At 35.1% G+C, this 17,531-nt stretch carries 16 protein-coding genes; 2 read left to right on the top strand and 14 right to left on the bottom strand.

The annotated features are described in order from the left end of the window. Window positions 1-123: 123 nt before the first annotated feature. The 6 genes from AC4FQ5_RS00710 to AC4FQ5_RS00685 all read right to left on the bottom strand — a co-directional run bounded on the left by AC4FQ5_RS00710 (window position 124) and on the right by AC4FQ5_RS00685 (window position 9,225). Window positions 124-831, bottom strand: coding sequence for a carboxylesterase family protein (locus tag AC4FQ5_RS00710; RefSeq protein ID WP_491140580.1), 708 nt, complete (start codon window positions 829-831; stop codon window positions 124-126). Window positions 832-1,072: 241 nt separating this feature from the next. Continuing rightward, window positions 1,073-2,455: a glucoamylase family protein gene (locus AC4FQ5_RS00705; RefSeq protein ID WP_491140579.1), complete on the bottom strand. Its 1,383-nt coding sequence runs from the start codon at window positions 2,453-2,455 to the stop codon at window positions 1,073-1,075. Window positions 2,456-2,515: 60 nt separating this feature from the next. Then, the gene (locus tag AC4FQ5_RS00700) at window positions 2,516-3,907 is read right to left on the bottom strand and encodes a glucoamylase family protein (RefSeq protein ID WP_491140578.1); all 1,392 of its coding nucleotides are present in this window, start codon (window positions 3,905-3,907) and stop codon (window positions 2,516-2,518) included. 43 nt (window positions 3,908-3,950) lie between these two features. Next, window positions 3,951-4,934, bottom strand: a complete 984-nt coding sequence (locus tag AC4FQ5_RS00695) for a LamG-like jellyroll fold domain-containing protein (protein WP_491140577.1) — start codon at window positions 4,932-4,934, stop codon at window positions 3,951-3,953. A gap of 17 nt (window positions 4,935-4,951) precedes the next feature. Further along, a complete protein-coding gene (locus AC4FQ5_RS00690; RefSeq protein WP_491140576.1) occupies window positions 4,952-6,415 on the bottom strand; it encodes a RagB/SusD family nutrient uptake outer membrane protein in 1,464 nt (487 codons plus the stop codon). 17 nt (window positions 6,416-6,432) lie between these two features. After that, window positions 6,433-9,225, bottom strand: a complete 2,793-nt coding sequence (locus AC4FQ5_RS00685; protein WP_491140575.1) for a SusC/RagA family TonB-linked outer membrane protein — start codon at window positions 9,223-9,225, stop codon at window positions 6,433-6,435. A 445-nt stretch (window positions 9,226-9,670) separates the two neighbouring features. On the opposite strand from AC4FQ5_RS00685, the gene AC4FQ5_RS00680 reads away from it, so the two are divergent. Further along, a complete protein-coding gene (locus tag AC4FQ5_RS00680; protein WP_491140574.1) occupies window positions 9,671-10,348 on the top strand; it encodes a DUF4197 family protein in 678 nt (225 codons plus the stop codon). Between the two features lie 38 nt (window positions 10,349-10,386). Further along, a complete protein-coding gene (locus AC4FQ5_RS00675) occupies window positions 10,387-10,692 on the top strand; it encodes a DUF493 family protein (RefSeq protein ID WP_491140573.1) in 306 nt (101 codons plus the stop codon). Between the two features lie 43 nt (window positions 10,693-10,735). On the opposite strand, the gene AC4FQ5_RS00670 is transcribed toward AC4FQ5_RS00675, so the two are convergent. The 8 genes from AC4FQ5_RS00670 to AC4FQ5_RS00635 form a co-directional block, all read right to left on the bottom strand. After that, entirely contained in the window at window positions 10,736-11,086 is a 351-nt protein-coding gene (locus AC4FQ5_RS00670) for an ArsC/Spx/MgsR family protein (RefSeq protein ID WP_491140572.1), read from the bottom strand. A 93-nt stretch (window positions 11,087-11,179) separates the two neighbouring features. Then, the gene (locus AC4FQ5_RS00665) at window positions 11,180-11,794 is read right to left on the bottom strand and encodes a deoxynucleoside kinase (protein ID WP_300350616.1); all 615 of its coding nucleotides are present in this window, start codon (window positions 11,792-11,794) and stop codon (window positions 11,180-11,182) included. 39 nt (window positions 11,795-11,833) lie between these two features. Then, the gene (locus AC4FQ5_RS00660) at window positions 11,834-12,739 is read right to left on the bottom strand and encodes a hypothetical protein (protein WP_491140571.1); all 906 of its coding nucleotides are present in this window, start codon (window positions 12,737-12,739) and stop codon (window positions 11,834-11,836) included. A gap of 87 nt (window positions 12,740-12,826) precedes the next feature. Next, a complete protein-coding gene (locus tag AC4FQ5_RS00655; protein WP_491140570.1) occupies window positions 12,827-13,852 on the bottom strand; it encodes a glutaminyl-peptide cyclotransferase in 1,026 nt (341 codons plus the stop codon). 42 nt (window positions 13,853-13,894) lie between these two features. Next, on the bottom strand, window positions 13,895-14,275 hold the full coding sequence (locus AC4FQ5_RS00650) for a VOC family protein (protein WP_491140569.1): 381 nt from the start codon (window positions 14,273-14,275) through the stop codon (window positions 13,895-13,897). Then, on the bottom strand, window positions 14,275-14,700 hold the full coding sequence (locus AC4FQ5_RS00645; protein ID WP_491140568.1) for an SRPBCC family protein: 426 nt from the start codon (window positions 14,698-14,700) through the stop codon (window positions 14,275-14,277). Before AC4FQ5_RS00645 ends, AC4FQ5_RS00650 begins: the two co-directional genes overlap by 1 nt. A gap of 26 nt (window positions 14,701-14,726) precedes the next feature. After that, the gene (locus AC4FQ5_RS00640; protein WP_491140567.1) at window positions 14,727-16,340 is read right to left on the bottom strand and encodes a Na+/H+ antiporter; all 1,614 of its coding nucleotides are present in this window, start codon (window positions 16,338-16,340) and stop codon (window positions 14,727-14,729) included. A gap of 184 nt (window positions 16,341-16,524) precedes the next feature. Further along, window positions 16,525-17,529, bottom strand: coding sequence for a bestrophin family protein (locus AC4FQ5_RS00635; RefSeq protein WP_491140566.1), 1,005 nt, complete (start codon window positions 17,527-17,529; stop codon window positions 16,525-16,527). Window positions 17,530-17,531: the final 2 nt, after the last annotated feature.

The following is a 17,531-nucleotide window of genomic DNA, read 5'->3' as shown; positions in this document are numbered from 1 at the left end:
ATTGCTTTTAAGTTACACAAAGGCGTTCTACTTAAGAAAGAACACAAAGCTTTCCATTACTTGAATAGTTTAGGTTGAAAACGGATATTCAGTTATTTTTTAATGATATTAATTTTAAATGAATTATTTTTCTTTCCTTTTTGACAACATCCATTCGTATAACTTCGGATTTGAATAGGTCGAATCCCAGGAATTGTGGTTGTCATTTGGAAAAATCGTCAATTCTGCAGTTGGATTTACAGGATGAAGTTTTTGATAAAAATTGAATGCATTTTCGGGTAAAACGACATCATCCATTCCTCCATGAAAAATTTTCATGTTCAAATTCTTATACTGATCAATATTCGCATACATCACCCGGTCCGTAGGAGCACAAACTGAAACCACTGCTGCAAACATTTCGGGATGCTCCATTGCCAGTTTTAATGTTCCCCAACCTCCCATAGACAGTCCAGTAAGGTAAATTCTGGAAGCATCAATCTTATATTTTGACTGAATTTCTTTAATCAAATGATAAACCGTCACCGTATCCCACCACCTATTTTCCGGACATTGAGGTGCCAAAATTGCAACAGGCTCTTTGATCAGACTTTTGTACGTGAACGGACTGTGTGCTTTTACGATTTCCAGATTAGTTCCTCTTTCGCCCGAGCCGTGAAGAAATATAATCAAAGGAACATTCCCTTTTGCTTTTTGGGGATAATCTAAAATGTAAGAGATTTTTTCCTGTCTTTGTATTTCTTTATTTAATTCGGCTTTGATTTCCTGAGCGTTTAGGCTTATAGAAAATGGCAGAAATAAAAGAAGAGTATGTTTTAGTTTAAATTTCATTATGAGAATTTCTAAGTTTTGACTGATACCAATTTAATTAATTCCTTTTTATTAAAGAGTTAATACTATTTGCTCTAGAGCATTTTACAGATTAAACCTTAAATGCTTTGGCTCACTCAATAGCCCCGATTGAAGCATTTGTTTGAGCTCATTTTTTGTGTATCGGCGCGGCGGCAAAGCCGCCGTGCCGATACACAAAAAATAGCGAGTGCGGAAAGCGGGAAACAGCTCCTGAAAAAAATTATTTAATGTTATACTTTTCAGACTTGAAGCTTAATTTCTTTAATCCTTGCTTGATTTCAGGTGCATTCATGAATAATTTCCATAAAAATCCTGATCTGTAGTTTTCAATCATCGGAGCAATTGTTCCCTGATCGATCGCCAAATATCTTGGAGTCGTCCAATTATTATAATTGATCGAAGTTGCATCATAAGGTCCTGCAGAACCAATAAATTCTGGTTTTTGCGTATAAATAAATCTTAAAAAATCCATTGATTCTTTTGGCGAATACGGGAAACTGCTTAATGCCGCAGTAGGAGTTATTACTCCCCGATCATTCTGCGGAAAATGAGCATCGTAACCCACGCTTCCGTCTTTATTTCTAGAATAACCCGCAGTTAGTCCCCAATAATTTGGTCCATAACCTTTCCATTTTTTTGGGTTTTCAATACAATATTTGTAATCGATAAGAACTTGATTTTTATTTAAATCAAAGTAATTTTTAATTAATTTGTCAGATAAATTGGTCGGGTCTAAACCGATGTAAGAATATTGTGTCCAAAATAAAGGACCTCCGTATTCTTCAGCTCCGTTGTGTTTTACATACAATGGAAGCCCGTATTTTTCTTTGTCTGAAAGATAAGTTCCGTTTCTCGTCCAGCCTTTGTAATAAGTTTCCGCATCGATGGAATAAGTAGGTGATGAAGCAGCTAAAATATAGGTAATCAGACATTCATTATAGCCTTGTAACGGAAAATTCATTTCCCACTGATATTCCGGCGACCAATGCCAATAAAGAACTTTTTCGCCTCCTTTTGTGTACCAGTTCCATTGAATCCCCTTCCAAAGTTCATCACATTTTTTGGCAAGAGCTTTTTCTTCGGCATTTCCGTTTTTGAAATATTCGCGAACCATTAAAATTCCTGAAGTAAGAAATGCTGTTTCCACTAAATCTCCTCCGTTATCTTTCTTTCCGAAAGGAACGGTTTTTCCTGTTTCTCCATTGATCCAGTGCGACCAGGCTCCTTTATGACGATCAGCTTTCGCCAAGAAGTCCATCATTGTATTTAGCCTTTTTACTGCATCTTTTCTTGAGACGAAACCTCTTTCAACGCCCACCAGTATTGTTGCTAATCCAAATCCTGATCCACCCGTTGTAATAAAGTGTTTATCATTATCCGGATAGATATTGTCTTCGTGATAGCGCTCTCTTCCTAATTTTGAATTTGGCTCTGCATAATCCCAGAAATATTTTAGGGCATCTTTCTGAACTTTATCCATCAATTGCTCATCAGTAATATTGCTTTTAACGGTATTATTTGTAGTAATATTTTGAGCATTTTGATTTGTTTTGCAGGAAAGCAATGTTAATGCTAAAGCTCCTGTCAATGCAATTTTTTTCATTTTTAAATTTTATATGTAAAAAACTTTGCTAAAGATTTTAAACTTTAACAAAGTAATAGATTAAAAACCGTGCTGTGTAGAATGAAATCCTAATTTAATAAGACCCTGTCTCACGTCAGGAGCATTCATAAACAGTTGCCAAAGAAATTGCGACTTATGATTTTCGACCATTGGTGCAATTGTTCCCTGATCGATCGCCAAATATCTTGGGGTCACCCAGTTATAATGTATTGAATAGGCATCATAAGGTCCTGCAACTCCAATATATTTGCTGTAATTTTCGTTATATAAAAACCTTAGCATATTCATACTTTCTGTCGGTGTGTAAGGCATGCTTGAAAGTGCTGCCGTCGGACTAATCACCCCCAAATCATTATTTGGCTGATGTGCAGAATATCCTGTAGAGCCATCTGTATTTCGTGAGTAACTTGCTGTCAATCCCCAACTTTTAGAATTATATCCTTGCCAACCTTTTGGATTGGTTACTGAATATTGGTACATAATTTTCGCATGATTGGTTGTTGCGTTACCATAATTAACGTAATCATCCGTCAAACCTCTTGGATCAAGCCCTATAAAAGAATAGTGTGACCAGAACATCGGTCCTACAGTATTTGCAGCTCCGTTGTGACTTACAGTTAGAGGGAAACCATATTGTGAACCAGCATTTGCAATTGCGCCGCTTCGTGCCCAACCTTGCTGATAAACTGGTTTTGTAATGGTAGAAGTAGGTGAAGCTGCTGCCATTACATAGGTAATTAATGTTTCATCAAAACCCTTCAACTGCATGTTCATCTGAAAATTGAAATTTGGAGACCAATGCCAATACAATGTATTTTCACCTTTGGTATACCAATTCCACTCGATACCTTTGAAAAGCATATCTGCTTTTTGAGACAGTGCAAGTTCCGAAGAATCTGTAGAATTTTTGAAATACTCACGCACACAAATAAGACCTTGAGCTAAAAAAGCTGTTTCCACCAAATCTCCGCCATCATCTTGTGGACTGAACGGAATGACCTGACCATTGGTACCATTCATCCAATGTGGCCATGCTCCATGAAATCGGTTCGCATTCTGAAGAAAGTTCAGTGCTGTCGTAAGTCTGGAAACTGCTTCTGCTTTTGCGACATAGCCATTTTTGATTCCTACCAGAATTGTCATTAATCCAAAACCAGATCCTCCCGCCGAAACAACGTTAGCATCTTGTCCCGGATTATCGGTATGGTATCTTTCTCTGGCAAGTTTTGAATTGCTTTCTGCATAATCCCAAAAATATTTTAAGGCATCTTTTTGAACCATTCCGAGAAGTTGAGTGTCTGTGTAGTTATTAGGAACTTCTGTTCCTCCACCACCTCCAATAGGTGTACCTGCACTTGGTGTACTATCTTCAGATGAACACGAACTAACAATCAATCCTAAAAAAAATATTGCTGCTGTAAACTTTTTCATATTCAAATATATAAAAAAGAGCCCGATAAGGGCTCTTTTGAGATTATCGGTTATCTTTTTCGAGTTTGTATAAAGCAATGGCTTCAGATGATTTTAAAGCTACATTGTATATTCTAAATTCATCCAACTGACCTGCAAAACTTGTTGCCCAATCTTGCTGAGAACCATTATTTAAAGGCGGAACAGTTTCAAACTGGTGAGATCCAAATACAACTTTTCCATTGGTTCCTGACATTTGAAAACTTCCATAACCAGATGCTCCATTAGGATTATTTGCTCCACCTGGGTCTGAAGCAAACCAATTGGCTGCCCCACTAAGCTCTCCACCTGCTGGGGAATAAGCAAACCCGTCTAAATTTTTAGCTGCTTCACCATCCTGATAAACATAACATTTACTTGTTGATGCGTCATAGGCAAAAACAATATGTACCCATTTACCTTTATATCCATCTAAATTGGCAATAACACTTTGTCCTTTCCATGCTGCCGATGGGTTACTACCCTCTAAACCTAATTTTAAACGAATTCTGTCTGGCTTTGAAGAATCTGGATTTTCTATAAACAAATTTATCCCTCCCCAAAACTCTGAAGGACGAACTATTGAGAAGATTCCTTGAGCGCCTTTTCCTTGTCCAGGGGTAGATGTGCCAACTGTTCCATCACTTTTCATCCAAAATGCGATTGTAAAACTTCCGTTTAATCCTGTGATCGCAGGACTAGCATTTCCAACAGAATATCTCATTTCGGACGCAGATCCGTTATAAGCCATTCCTTTAGCACCTGTAGCATACGTTACACCTACTGGCATCTGCCCCGTAATATTATTTTTACTATCAGTTAAATTATTATCAAAACTTAATTTAGTAATTAAATTTCCTGAAGCAATATCGTCAGAATTTGAATATCCTCCGATTTCTGCATACGGAATTGCTGGATTGTCTTTATCGATACTATCTTCACAGCTTAGTAAAATAGCACTTAGCAATAAAGCAGAACCAAAATATTTTAAATTTTTATATGATTTCATATTTTTCTATATTGTGATTAATATCCTGTGTTTTGAGCTGCAAGACCTTTTGCCTCTAAAATAAATTTATTTGGTACTGGAAAAACCTCATGTATTCCTACTTTAAAAGTTTTCCCATTTGCTGCCATTGCTGCTTGAGCTTGCCCTGTTCTTACAAGATCATACCATCTGTCATGCTCCATTGCCAATTCTAATCTTCTTTCTTTATAAATGGCAGTTCTCATAGATGATTGTGATGTAGCCGTAGTATTTGCTAAACCAGCACGATTACGAACCTGATTCAAATAGGTCGCGGCATTAGATGTTTGACCTAATTCGTTCATTGCCTCTGCTTTCATTAATAAAACTTCAGAATATCTCAAATAACGAATATTCGCATCAGAATCATCATCTCCTGTAAATGCCGATGAATACGCTTTATAATTATAGTAGTTGTTTTCTACGGTTGAAGGAATTACTCTACCATCATACAATATAGTTGGTTTGATAATGACAGTAGCATCTCTTCTTTCGGTATCACCTTCAGCATTAAACGCATCAACTAAACTTTGTGATGGTGTATTGAAGCCCCAACCCCAACCTCCAGCTCCTCTAGCTCCCTGAACTTGAGAATATTGCTGAATACCAGGTTGACTCGGACCTCCTTTACCTTGAATCTCAAAAATTGATTCGGCGTTGTTTTCACCAGAAACTTTATAAATATCTTGGAAGTTTGGAGTCAATGAATAGCCTGTTACCTGATCACAATGATCAATTACCTGTTGCCATTTTTTCTGATATAAGGAGACTTTTGCTAATAATGCATGAGCTGCACCCTTTGATGCTCTACCTATATTGTTACCCGAATAAGCACCCTTTTGCGGAAGTGCAGCAATAGCAGCCTGTAAATCACTTTCTATAAAAGCATAAATTTCAGCTTTTGATTTTCTTGTGAATACCATTTTACGATCTTCTTCAGTATTTTCAAAAACTCTATCTACCAAAGGAACATCACCATAACTTCGTACTAAAATAAAATAAGAAAAAGCTCTCAAAAATTTAGCTTCGCCTTCTAACCTGCTTCTCAAAGATGCATCAGCTTTATCTAATAGCGGAAGATATTTCAATGCTTGATTTGATCTATTAATTGCTTGATAATGTCCTTCCCACACATCTTGAAATGAAGGAGTTGTAGAAGAAAATGTAAGTGCATCTAATACATCTTTATCTGAACCCGAATCTCCTGGAGAAGATCCTTTGTCAGCGTCATCAGTTGTAATACTGCTTATTCCGATCCAAGCAAATGAGCTGATATTCCAATCGAGGTACTTTGCATAAATAGATGTAATAAAACTCTCTGCGCCTTCATTGTTGTTATATTCACTCAATATATCTTCTAAAGCAATCTGCTCAGTCGGGGTGGTATCAAGATAATCATCACTACAGCTATTGTTTATAAAAGTAAGTGACAATAAGGATAATAATATGATTGTTTTTTTCATAATAGATAACTTAATAATTAAAATTTAACATTTACTCCAAAAACGAATGAACGTAGGGATGGATATGCATCTAGTTCAATCCCTGCAAGCTCATAAGGATTTCCATTAGCGTTAAGTTCTGGTGTAAATCCTGAGAATTTCTGGAAGATAAAAGGATTAATTGCACTCACATAAAATCTAAGTGAAGAGATATATTCTGCAGGTTTTGGAAGATTAAAACCTAAAGTTATATTATTAATTCTAAAAAAGTCTCCAGATTCTAAATAATATGTTGAAGCAATTGGAACTGCATTAAATGGAGCCGGATTTGCAGCGTTTGTATTAGTTGGCGTCCAAAAATCAGATGCTACATCATATTCTACATTTTCTCCTGAAAATCGCTGAGCTTTTTTACCATTATAAACTTTATGTCCAAAAGCACCAAATCCGTTAATTGCTAAATCTACATTTTTGTAACGTAAATCTATATTGATACCCATTGTAGATTTTGGAATATAAGATCCAAAAAATTTTCTGTCTTCAGCATCCTGAGAACCAGTTCTTCCATTTCCATTGGTATCTACATATGTCATATTTCCGTTAGAATCATAACCGCTAGTTTCCCAAAGATAAAAGCTTCCTAAAGGCTGTCCTACCGCTTGTTCACCAAAATATTTTGTGAATTGCCCATTTCCAAGACTACCTCCCTGCTTGATATTAACATTTGAAAACACTTCATCAAGATTATTTTTATTCTGAGAGTAGTTTGCATTAATTGAATAGCTAAAATCTTGCCCAACTGTATCTTGCCATCCTAAGCTAATTTCATAACCCTTGTTTGATACTTGTCCAAGATGAGAATATCCCTGAATACTCAAACCCGCCGGAGATGGTGCCGTAGATCCTAAGATAATATTTTTGGTAATTTTATTATAAATATCAACAGATCCTGATAATCTCTTGTTTAAAAAAGCAAAGTCAACTCCACCACTTGTTTCTTCAGTTATTTCCCATCCTAAGTTAGGATCCAAAAGCTGATTATTAGTTGTTCCATTTGAATTAGCCGCGCCACCAAAAGAATAATTATAATCTGTTCCGGATGACAGAGTAGGAACATTCAATGGGACATTTTGATTACCCAATCTGCCCCATCCTCCTCTAAGTTTAAGAAGATTTATAACATTGCTATCTTTCAAGAAACTTTCTTCAGACACAATCCATCCTGCTCCAAATGACGGAAAGTTTCCCCACTTTTGACCTTCAGCAAATTGAGAAGAGCCATCTCTTCTGATTGTTGCTGTTAACAAATACCTATTCATTAATTTATATTGAGCTCTACCAAAATAAGATACTGTTCTATTCTCGTTAAAGTCAACACTATTAAAGTTTTTCAAACTGCCGTTCGTTACATAGTCAATACCATCTAAATTCCAGTAATTACTATTTCCGGAAAGATTCTGTCTTACCATTCTCAATCTATCAATACCTGATCTGAATGAAGTTTCTGTACCCGCGGTTGCTTCTATGTTATGGATTTCTGCAAATGTCTTACTATATGTTAAATAATTTGTAAGCTGCCAGTTATAATAATTTTCGTTGGTATTAGTAAGCTGATTTGTAAATGTTGCAGGAGTTTGCCCTATTAGTCTTATTCCATTATCAAATGCATACCCTTTAAAATTATAATACTCTCCACTAAATTGAGAAGTAAATTTTAAACCATCAAATAAATCAATATCTAATTTGAGACCACCCTGCAACTGCATTGATTTCTGTCTTTCATTATTAAGCTCAAGTTGAGCAAGAGGATTTCCCACATTGTTGAATGAAGAAACACCGGTGGGAGATGCAAAACCATCAGCCCCCACAATTGAAACACCATATTGTCCATCCGCAAAATATACAGGAACTATTGGAGACTGCTTATACGCTGAAGTAAATACACTTAAAGGCTTAGGAGTAATATTAGAAAATGCAACACTTAAATTCTGTGCTAAAGTGATCCCTTTGGAGATTTTGAACTCATTATTCGTTCTTACTGTTGCTCTATTATAATCAGTTCCTCTTAGTATTGCTTTTTCATCATAATTATTTAGACTTAAAAAATATTTTGCCTTCTCAGAAGATCCAGAAATACTTACGTTGTGTTGATTGTAGACGCCAGTTCTTGTAACTGTATCAAACCAATCCGTATTAACTGGCTGATCTTGCGAAAATCTTGTTGTTCCGAGTGCTAAGTTATTATAAAGACTAAAAAGATTGCTTCCAGCCATCTTAACTTTTTTCAAAGGATTTCTAACACCAATAAATCCATCATATTCGACTGTAACTCCTCTACCACGACCTGATTTTGTGGTGATGATAATTACACCATTAGCACCACGGTTACCGTAAATAGCCAATGAAGATGCATCTTTCAAAACATCATACGTAAGGATATCATTGGTATTGATATTATTGATGTTATCAGCAAATAATCCATCAACAACATATAATGGACTTCTTCCACCTTCAACAGTACCTAAACCACGGATTAAAATTGTAGGAGTCGAACCCGGTAAGTCAGAAGCTGTTACTTGCACACCCGCTACTTTACCCTGAATGGCTTGAGATGCATTCAAAACTTTAGTTTTTGATACTTCTTCTGCCTTTAAAGAACTTACAGCAGTTGTATTATCTACAGCCTTTCTACTACCATACCCAATCATTACAACTTCCTCAATCTTCTGCTCTTTTGGCAGCGTATCTTGTGGAGTCGTTTGTCCGTTGACGTTCATACCGAAGTAGAGAACAGCAATCAGGCAAGAATACTTTAAATTAGTTTGTTTCATATAGTTTAATTTTATCTTGTACAAATCAAATGTGTAATTACTCAGTCTCATTTATTTTCTCAAAAGAAGACTTTGTTCAAAAATATGAAAAATATCAAATGATGTTAAATTTACTTAAATATTTTAAAATTAACCTGTTAAATTGTAAACTATGTTAATATATTATAAATTTTAATAAATTTATAATCATAATTTTTTAATATAAATGAATATTTCATATTGAAGCAAAGCCTAAAAAAGGTCAGATATTAACCAAAAATTAACTTTAGACTTTTAAAATGATCTACTTTCAATAAATTAAACAACAATTAATTTCATTTTGGAAGCGTATGCAAAATAATCAATTTACAATAGTCTTCGTAGAATAGTTATAAACTAATTTTTGTTAAACATACATTTGTTTTTACCTTTGGTGTATTATTTGACAATAATAAAAAAATTGAAAATGAAAAAATATATTATAGCCATTGCATTGGTTTTTGGAACAGGCGCAGTAATTAATACCACATTACAATCTTGCTCTACACTTGCCACATCTGATTTGGGATTGGCAGTCATCAAAAGAGTTTTATTGGGCGGAATTAATAAGGGAATGAGTATCTACGGTAACCGAGAAGCTTTTCTCCAAAACAATCTTGTAGATAAAGCCTTACCTAAAGAATTAAGAGACATTAATACTACCTTAGAAAAGATCGCTCCGTCACTCGTTGCAAAAGAAAGAGAATATATTGCTGATGCAGCAGTTTATACCGTAAATATATCCAGACCTATTCTCGAAAATGCAGTAAACAGCTTAAACGCTCAGGATGTGACAAGAATTATTCAAGGTGAAAAAGGTACCGCAACTTTAATTTTAAAAGAAAAAACTTCCCAACAACTCATTGCAGCAATCGCACCAAAAGTTGAGCAGGAGCTTAATAAATACGGCATTGTAAAGACCATCAATACCGCGTTGTCAGGAAGTAATCTTCTGGGCAGTTTATTGGGAGGCAGTAAAAGCAATGTTAATGCAGGAGGATTGAGCATGCTTGCTTCTGAGCAGATTGTCAACGGATTATTCAATATCATTGAAGATCACGAAAAGCAAAATTCAGCGTCTCTCCTCGGACCACTTGGAAAATAATTAAATTTTCCTTATATTTATATAAATTTGTATCAATAATGGACATATTACAAGGAAATCAACATGCAAATCCTGAAGATTTTTATATTTCACTAAAGGAAAAACTGGAAGGTCATCATGACTTTCCGGAAGACTACCTTTTTAAATTCATCATTCCTACGGATCAGGCAAAGCTGACAGAAATATACAGGGTTTTTGACGGAATCAAATTTACACTTGGAAATCGCGAAAGTAAAAACGGTAAATATACCGCCTGCAATATCAATGCATTTGTACTCGATGCAGATCAGGTAGTGAACATTTACAAAGAAGTGGCAAAAATAGAAGAGGTCATTCTGTTATAAAAGAAAGAAAGTCAGCATAATTGCTGACTTTTTATTTCTGATCTTAATGTTCAATAAAGAATTTCACATTTTCCACCGGTCTCCCAAGCATGGCTACTGAGCCTTTAATAAGAATTGGTCTTTGGATCAATGAAGGGTTTTCTGATAAAATCTTCAGCCATTCATCTTCTGTTAAGTCTTTTCCGGCATATTTTTCCTGATAGAGTTTCTCTTCTTTTCTGATGATGTAAGAAACATTTTCATTAAGCTTTTTCAAAACCGTTTTCAGCTCCTGAACGCTCAAGGGATCTTCTGTCATGTTGATGATTTCAAATGGCACTCCGTTTTCGTCCAGATACTCCAACACGGCATTTGATTTTGAGCAATTTCCGTTATGCAGAACTTTTACCAGCATTTTATTTTTATTTTAAATGAAAATCTAAATTTTCTTAAACAAATTTAGCACCAAAAAACTTCATTCTGGATTTAATTTTTTCTAAATAATTTTCTAAAACAAACCGTTCAGTTCTGTTTCAATTTTTTCTAGAATCAAACCGAAATCTTCAGGCTTTTCTACAAAATCGAGATCATCCACTTCAATGATGAGAAGCTTTCCTTCTGTATAATTTGAAATCCATTTTTCGTATTTCTGATTCAGTTTAGACAAATATTCGATGCTGATCGACGCTTCATATTCTCTTCCTCTTTTATAAATTTTCTTTACCAGATTCGGAACGTCAGATTTCAGATAGATCAACAAATCCGGAGCGGAAACGAATGTCTTCATCAAATCAAAAAGAGAAGCATAATTTTTAAAATCACGATCTGAAAGCAACTTCATATCATTGAGGTTTTCTGCAAAAATATGAGCGTCTTCATAAATTGTACGATCCTGAATAATGTTTTTACCGCTGTCTCTGATTTCTTTTACCTGACGAAATCTGCTTCCCAAAAAGTAAATCTGCAGTGCAAAACTCCATTTGCTCATATCTGCATAAAAATCTTCCAGATAAGGGTTGTGATCTACATCTTCGAATTGTGCGTCCCAACCATAATGCTTTGCCAACATTGTCGTTAAGGTCGTTTTTCCTGCTCCAATATTTCCGGTAACTGCAATGTGCATACTTCGTCTTCTGTATTATTATTTAAAAATTGATTGATTCTAAAAGCCAAGATCCTGAATTTCGTCCAAGAGTTTCAGCATATCAGGTTTTTCAGACTTTTCTTTTATCAGTTCGTCTACAGTTTTCTCCGTATCATTTTTCGGACTTTCAATTACGGTCTGCATTTTAGAATCTTTGATATTTCCCAGATTGTAAAGATAAAGTTTGTTGCCTTTGATTTCAAAATATGCAAGCGAGTTTTTTTCCACAATTTGTACATCGGGATCTTCGAAAATTTTTATCAGCTCTTTTTCCGGAATATATTTAAACACCGAGTTTTTGGCTACGATCAAAACAAACTCGTTTTCCCTTCTCAGTCTCTTTCCATTTTCGACAGAAACTTCATATAATTTTTCAAATTTCAGATTATAGATTCTGAATTGATTTTTGGTTAAAATATAAACTTTATTTTCAAAAACCAACAGATCAATCAACTCATCGAAACTCGCATCAAAGGGATAAGAATTAATGGTTGTATCATTCCTGAAATTGTACTGAAGAAGACGTTTTGTGCTTTCATCGAGCAGCCAGATTTGTTGAAGATCTTCAGCATAAGCATGTTTGATGTAAGTAAATTTTTGTTTGAAATCTATTTTTTGAATTTCATTTAAATTCTGATCCACAAACTTCATTTCCTGAGCATTTTCAGAGAAAAGCGCAATACTTAAAGGATTTTGTACCCCCTGAACTTTGAAAGGAACAGTAAACATCAGTTTGCCAAGCTGCTTTCCTAAAGAATCATATTTTGTAAAACTGAAATCTTTGTTTTTATACAGATAAATATTTCCGTAATCATCCGCAAACAAGTCTCTCACCTCTTTGATCCTCAGGGTATCAAAAGGAAGAACTCTCTGCGCAGAAAGCGAACAGAAAATGAAAACCAATAATAATTGTACTAATTTCAAAAAAAACTATTTTACGAATGATAGCGCTCCATGGGGAACGCTACCAATTTACATTTATTTTGTTTAAAAGAATTGAATAATTTAAAATTATTTAATGGCAACTTCATATATTTTTGGCCAGTTTTTACCTGTAATCACCATATTGTCACCTTTGAAGGCGATTCCGTTTAACACATTTTCGCTGTTTGCTTTTGTGTACTGATCCGCAATTTGAGATAAATCAAATTTACCTACAACCTCACCATTTGCAGGATTTATTTTCAGAATTATATTTTTATGCCATACGTTTGAGTAGATAAATCCTTTGTGATATTCCAATTCGTTGATTTGGTCATAAACTTCAGAATTTCCTGCCACAGAAATAAATCTTTCCATTTTTGAAGGATCATTCGGATTCAGGAAGTAAATATTTTTTGTTCCGTCTGAGACCATCAGATATTTTCCGTCAGTCGTCATTCCCCAACCTTCTCCGATTACATTTGGATAAGCAAACTCACTAATAAGCTCAAAAGTATTTTTATCATAAATAAATCCTTTTTTCTCTTTATAAGTCAACTGATAGATCTTGTTTCCAAGACTAGAAATGCCTTCAGAAAAAACAGTATCCGGTTGTTTTGCTTCTTTTGTAACAGTTTCGCTTCCTAGTTCATATTTCATAAATTTAGACGCACCTTCTTGTCCCACACTTTCATAAACTGTATTTCCTTCCATGTAAAAACCTTCTGTGAAACTCGTAGGGTTGTGTGGATATTCTGCAACCAAAGTATAAGTCATCTTCACTTCAGGATTTTTCGCAAAAACATTAATTGTTGCATCTTGATTTAAAACCTCTCCACTTTTTGTTTTAATATTAAAAGTAACAGCATTGTCACCCAGCGTAAAATATTTAGAATCTACTACGAGATTTGAAGTTTCTTTGTCTCCAAAACTTATTGAGATACTTTCTGCATTATCGAGAACATCTTTCGGAAGATCTAATTTATCACCAAAATGATAACCTTTGGTTTCCATAGAATTGTTGTAATCAGCTAATGAATTCAGTATTTTTTCGTCATTATTACAAGACACGAACAACAGAAGTGCTGCAAAACCTGTTATTATTTTATTTTTCATTATTATTTTCTAAAAATATTTCCCCAAAAATAACAAAATTTATCACTCTTTACTAATTTCAGCAAGAGGTTGACCAAATTGTAATATGTAGCCATTGTTATCATAAATGGCAAATTCTCTCATTCCCCAGTCAAAATTGTCTATTTTATAACAGATTTTGGTGATTGTGTTCAGATCTTGCCAGAGATCATTCACATCATTTACATTAAAATAAAATGAGCCTGAAAAACCGATTTTATCAAATTTTTCATGTTTATTTGGTTTTGAAATCATGATTCTGACGTTGTCTTTTTCCAAAAAAGCCCATTGCATTCCGGAATTGGCATCCACCAATGAAAATTTTAAAATATGCAGATAAAAACCAATGGTTTCTTCAAAATTTTCTGTCCAGATCACTGGAAAAAACGAATTGAATTTCATCATCAGTTTTCCAGGTAAAGTTTCAGACTTTGACCTACGATTTCATTCCAACCCTGAGTAAAACTTTCGTTTGAAAAGCCTTCTCCCAAATCTTTCAGATTTTCTGTTCCTTCGTGTGTCAAAGTAACTTTTGTATCTTCTCCGTCTGATTTAAGTTCCCAAGTTACAATCGTTTTGTCGTCTGAAAATGTAGGATAAAACCATGTATGTTTCAGTTTTTGATTTTCAATAATTTCTAAAATTTCGATCCGGTGAAGGTATTTTTTTTCTTCTCCCGGTTCGTGAAAATCAAATGATTTTCCAACCTCAGCTTCAAAATCCGGAATATCAAAGTACCATGACTGCATTTCGTTTTTATCTGTCAATGCCTTCCAGACTTTTTCGATCGGTGCAGTGATCTTTTTTGTGACAATAATCGAAGTTTTCATTTTTGTATTTTTTAATTTAAATCAAATTAACTGTGGGCAAATCCTGTAATTTTAGCCTCATCAAAATCGAGCTGCATCTCGATGGTTCTCATGACGTGATCGTCAAATATTTTCTCACGTTTCATTCGGTGAAGTTCGTTTCTTTGAGCCTGTATCAATTGTCTTACAACATCTTTATTTTCATTCATTGCTGTAACGTAATCTCCTGTCGAAGCCATACATTGCGATTTATCTGCCATCATCAGCATTTCATTTTCGAGTCTGTGCTTTTGATGACGAACCATACTGTTGGTGACTGTCAGTTCAGAAAAATCAGATTCCAGTTTATTTAAAGCCGTTTCCTTCAGTTTTCTCATCAGAATGACTTCCTGTTTTTCCTCCGGTAAATCACTTCCGGCATCATCAACTTTTAACAATTTTAAAATCGGAGTCAGCATCAATCCCTGTCCGACTAAAGTTATCAAAATTATCACGAAAGTCACAAATAAAATAATATTACGGTGCGGAAATGCTTCACCATTTGGCAAAAATGCAGGAATAGAAAGTGCTGCAGCCAAAGAAACGACTCCACGCATCGCTGCAAAACTGATGATAAATGGTTCCCGCCAATCGGGTTTCGGGTTTTCTGACCTTAACTTTTTAGACAAAAACCACGGAAAATACATAATGGAATAACTATAAAACAATCTGGTGAAAATAATCGCTCCGCCAATGACGATGCTGTAGAAAATACCTTCTGAAATGGTGTAATCTTTCATTGCAGCCACTACAACTGGCAATTCTAAACCTATTAAAATGAAAATTATCGTATTCATCACAAAAATAAGTACACTCCAAACGTTTCCGGACTGAATTCTAGATGTATGACTCAGATAACAATGCGAATTATAAGACATCAGCAATCCTCCTGCAACGACCGCCAAAACACCCGAAAAGTGAAAATGTTCTGCTCCTACATACAAGATGTAAGGAACGATAAGCGTAATGACGGTATCAATATTTGAGTTCGATGGAATCAGTCTTAAAAAGAACCCGAAAAGCAAACCGACAGCAATTCCGATTGCGATTCCGCCAACTGCCATGCTGAAAAAATCTCCGATCGCATCTCTCCAGATAAACTGTCCGGAAATCACCGCTGCCAAAGCAAATTTAAACACAATTAAACTCGATGCATCGTTGATTAAACTTTCTCCTTCGAGAATACTTGTTATTTTCTTTGGAATCTTCATATGCTTTAAAACTGAAGTTGCAGCAACCGCATCTGGCGGAGAATTCACCCCACCTAACAAAAATCCCATTGCTACGGTAAGTCCAGGAATTATTGATGAAGAAAGGTACGCAACCACAATTGAGGTCAGAAAAACCAATCCGAAAGCCATTGAGAAAATCTGTTTTCGCCATTTGTGGAAATCCTGCCAAGAAGTAAACCAAGCCGCTTCAAATAAAATCGGCGGAAGGAAAATCAGAAAAACCAGATCCGGCTCAATCTCAATATGCGGCATTCCCGGAACCAGACTGATAATCAATCCTGCAATCACAAGAAAAATCGGATAAGCTACTTTGAGCTTTTGCCCGATCATTACCAATATCATCACAGAAAGCAAAACTGCAATGGATATAATGACGTAGGTGTGAATCATATTATTTTGTTTTAGTGTTATTTTTGTTAATGATAGAAGTTTAAAAACAATCAAAATATTTTCAATTCTAGCACCCTTTGTTATTCCGCAGGAATCTCAACTATTTTATTAAAAATTAATTGTCTAGATTCCTGCGGAATGACAAAGATCGTGGCTACTTATTTTCGATTAATATTTAAAAATTTTAAAGTACAATATTATTTTTTGGAACAATTGCTGCAGGAAGATCAGATTCATCCAACATATCTCTCATATCAATTTCAATAGTTCGGCTGATCTGAGTAATCGGAACGTCGTTCGGACTTCCTTCAAACGGATTTACCGAAGCTTCGCCAACACTGTCTAACGTATGAAAACACCAAGTCACCAATAGCGAAAAAGGAATATTAAACCACAAAGTATAATCTGCCAATGCAGTTCCCTCTCCCATTTTATCAAATTCTTTTATTAATCCGAACGGTACAAAAATGATAAACATATGCAAAAGATATGTTGTAATTGAAGAAAAATTTCTCGGATAAGGAAAGTTTTTGATGCGCTCTGCTTTTCCTTGATTATCGGTAAATTTCACCAGTTGCTGATTGATCTGAGACCATTGGAAATCGTTAATTTCACTTTGAGCATAAGCTTCAGACAAATCCTTACTTTGTAACGCCATCAATTGTGTTGCACGATTTTTTTTACCTAAAACATATCGAAGTTCTTCAGCTGAAAGATAGTTTTCCAGTTCGGCATCCAAGGTTGACAATCTTTCCGGAATTTCATATTTCTGAGCATATTCTTTAAACTGTGCTGTACTCATATTTTCCCAGTTTCTGGATTCCCGAAGCTGAAAACGAAGTGCCGTTAACCAGGCATAATGACGTTTAAACATCAATTTTACTTTATCTGAATTCTTTTCTGACAAAGAATCTCTGAGAATATATCCGAAACTTCGGCTGTCATTGATGATCGCTCCGTAAATCTGCCTTGCTTCCCAAAGTCTGCTGTAACTCGCATTATTTTTGAATCCGACAATGAAAGCAACCGCTGTTCCCATAATCGCAATCGGCTGCCACGGAAACGAAACAAAAGTAAATCCTAAATAATAAAGAACAGTTGGAATTGCCGACATAATAAATAAAATGTAAAGACTTCTTCTTGTCCACATGATAAATTCTACCGGTCCGAATCTTTTTCCTGAATGCATTT

Source organism: Chryseobacterium sp. DT-167 (assembly GCF_058310155.1).
Note: the sequence above shows the minus strand (reverse complement) of the source record. Positions and strands in the feature narration are given on the sequence as shown.

Excerpts from the sequence above, each read along its gene's own strand:
- AC4FQ5_RS00710 (WP_491140580.1), bottom strand. The coding sequence starts at position 831 with ATGAAATTTAAACTAAAACATACTCTTCTTTTATTTCTGCCATTTTCT.
- AC4FQ5_RS00705 (WP_491140579.1), bottom strand. The coding sequence starts at position 2,455 with ATGAAAAAAATTGCATTGACAGGAGCTTTAGCATTAACATTGCTTTCC.
- AC4FQ5_RS00700 (WP_491140578.1), bottom strand. The coding sequence starts at position 3,907 with ATGAAAAAGTTTACAGCAGCAATATTTTTTTTAGGATTGATTGTTAGT.
- AC4FQ5_RS00695 (WP_491140577.1), bottom strand. The coding sequence starts at position 4,934 with ATGAAATCATATAAAAATTTAAAATATTTTGGTTCTGCTTTATTGCTA.
- AC4FQ5_RS00690 (WP_491140576.1), bottom strand. The coding sequence starts at position 6,415 with ATGAAAAAAACAATCATATTATTATCCTTATTGTCACTTACTTTTATA.
- AC4FQ5_RS00685 (WP_491140575.1), bottom strand. The coding sequence starts at position 9,225 with ATGAAACAAACTAATTTAAAGTATTCTTGCCTGATTGCTGTTCTCTAC.
- AC4FQ5_RS00680 (WP_491140574.1), top strand. The coding sequence starts at position 9,671 with ATGAAAAAATATATTATAGCCATTGCATTGGTTTTTGGAACAGGCGCA.
- AC4FQ5_RS00675 (WP_491140573.1), top strand. The coding sequence starts at position 10,387 with ATGGACATATTACAAGGAAATCAACATGCAAATCCTGAAGATTTTTAT.
- AC4FQ5_RS00670 (WP_491140572.1), bottom strand. The coding sequence starts at position 11,086 with ATGCTGGTAAAAGTTCTGCATAACGGAAATTGCTCAAAATCAAATGCC.
- AC4FQ5_RS00665 (WP_300350616.1), bottom strand. The coding sequence starts at position 11,794 with ATGCACATTGCAGTTACCGGAAATATTGGAGCAGGAAAAACGACCTTA.
- AC4FQ5_RS00655 (WP_491140570.1), bottom strand. The coding sequence starts at position 13,852 with ATGAAAAATAAAATAATAACAGGTTTTGCAGCACTTCTGTTGTTCGTG.
- AC4FQ5_RS00650 (WP_491140569.1), bottom strand. The coding sequence starts at position 14,275 with ATGATGAAATTCAATTCGTTTTTTCCAGTGATCTGGACAGAAAATTTT.
- AC4FQ5_RS00645 (WP_491140568.1), bottom strand. The coding sequence starts at position 14,700 with ATGAAAACTTCGATTATTGTCACAAAAAAGATCACTGCACCGATCGAA.
- AC4FQ5_RS00640 (WP_491140567.1), bottom strand. The coding sequence starts at position 16,340 with ATGATTCACACCTACGTCATTATATCCATTGCAGTTTTGCTTTCTGTG.
- AC4FQ5_RS00635 (WP_491140566.1), bottom strand. The coding sequence starts at position 17,529 with ATGCATTCAGGAAAAAGATTCGGACCGGTAGAATTTATCATGTGGACA.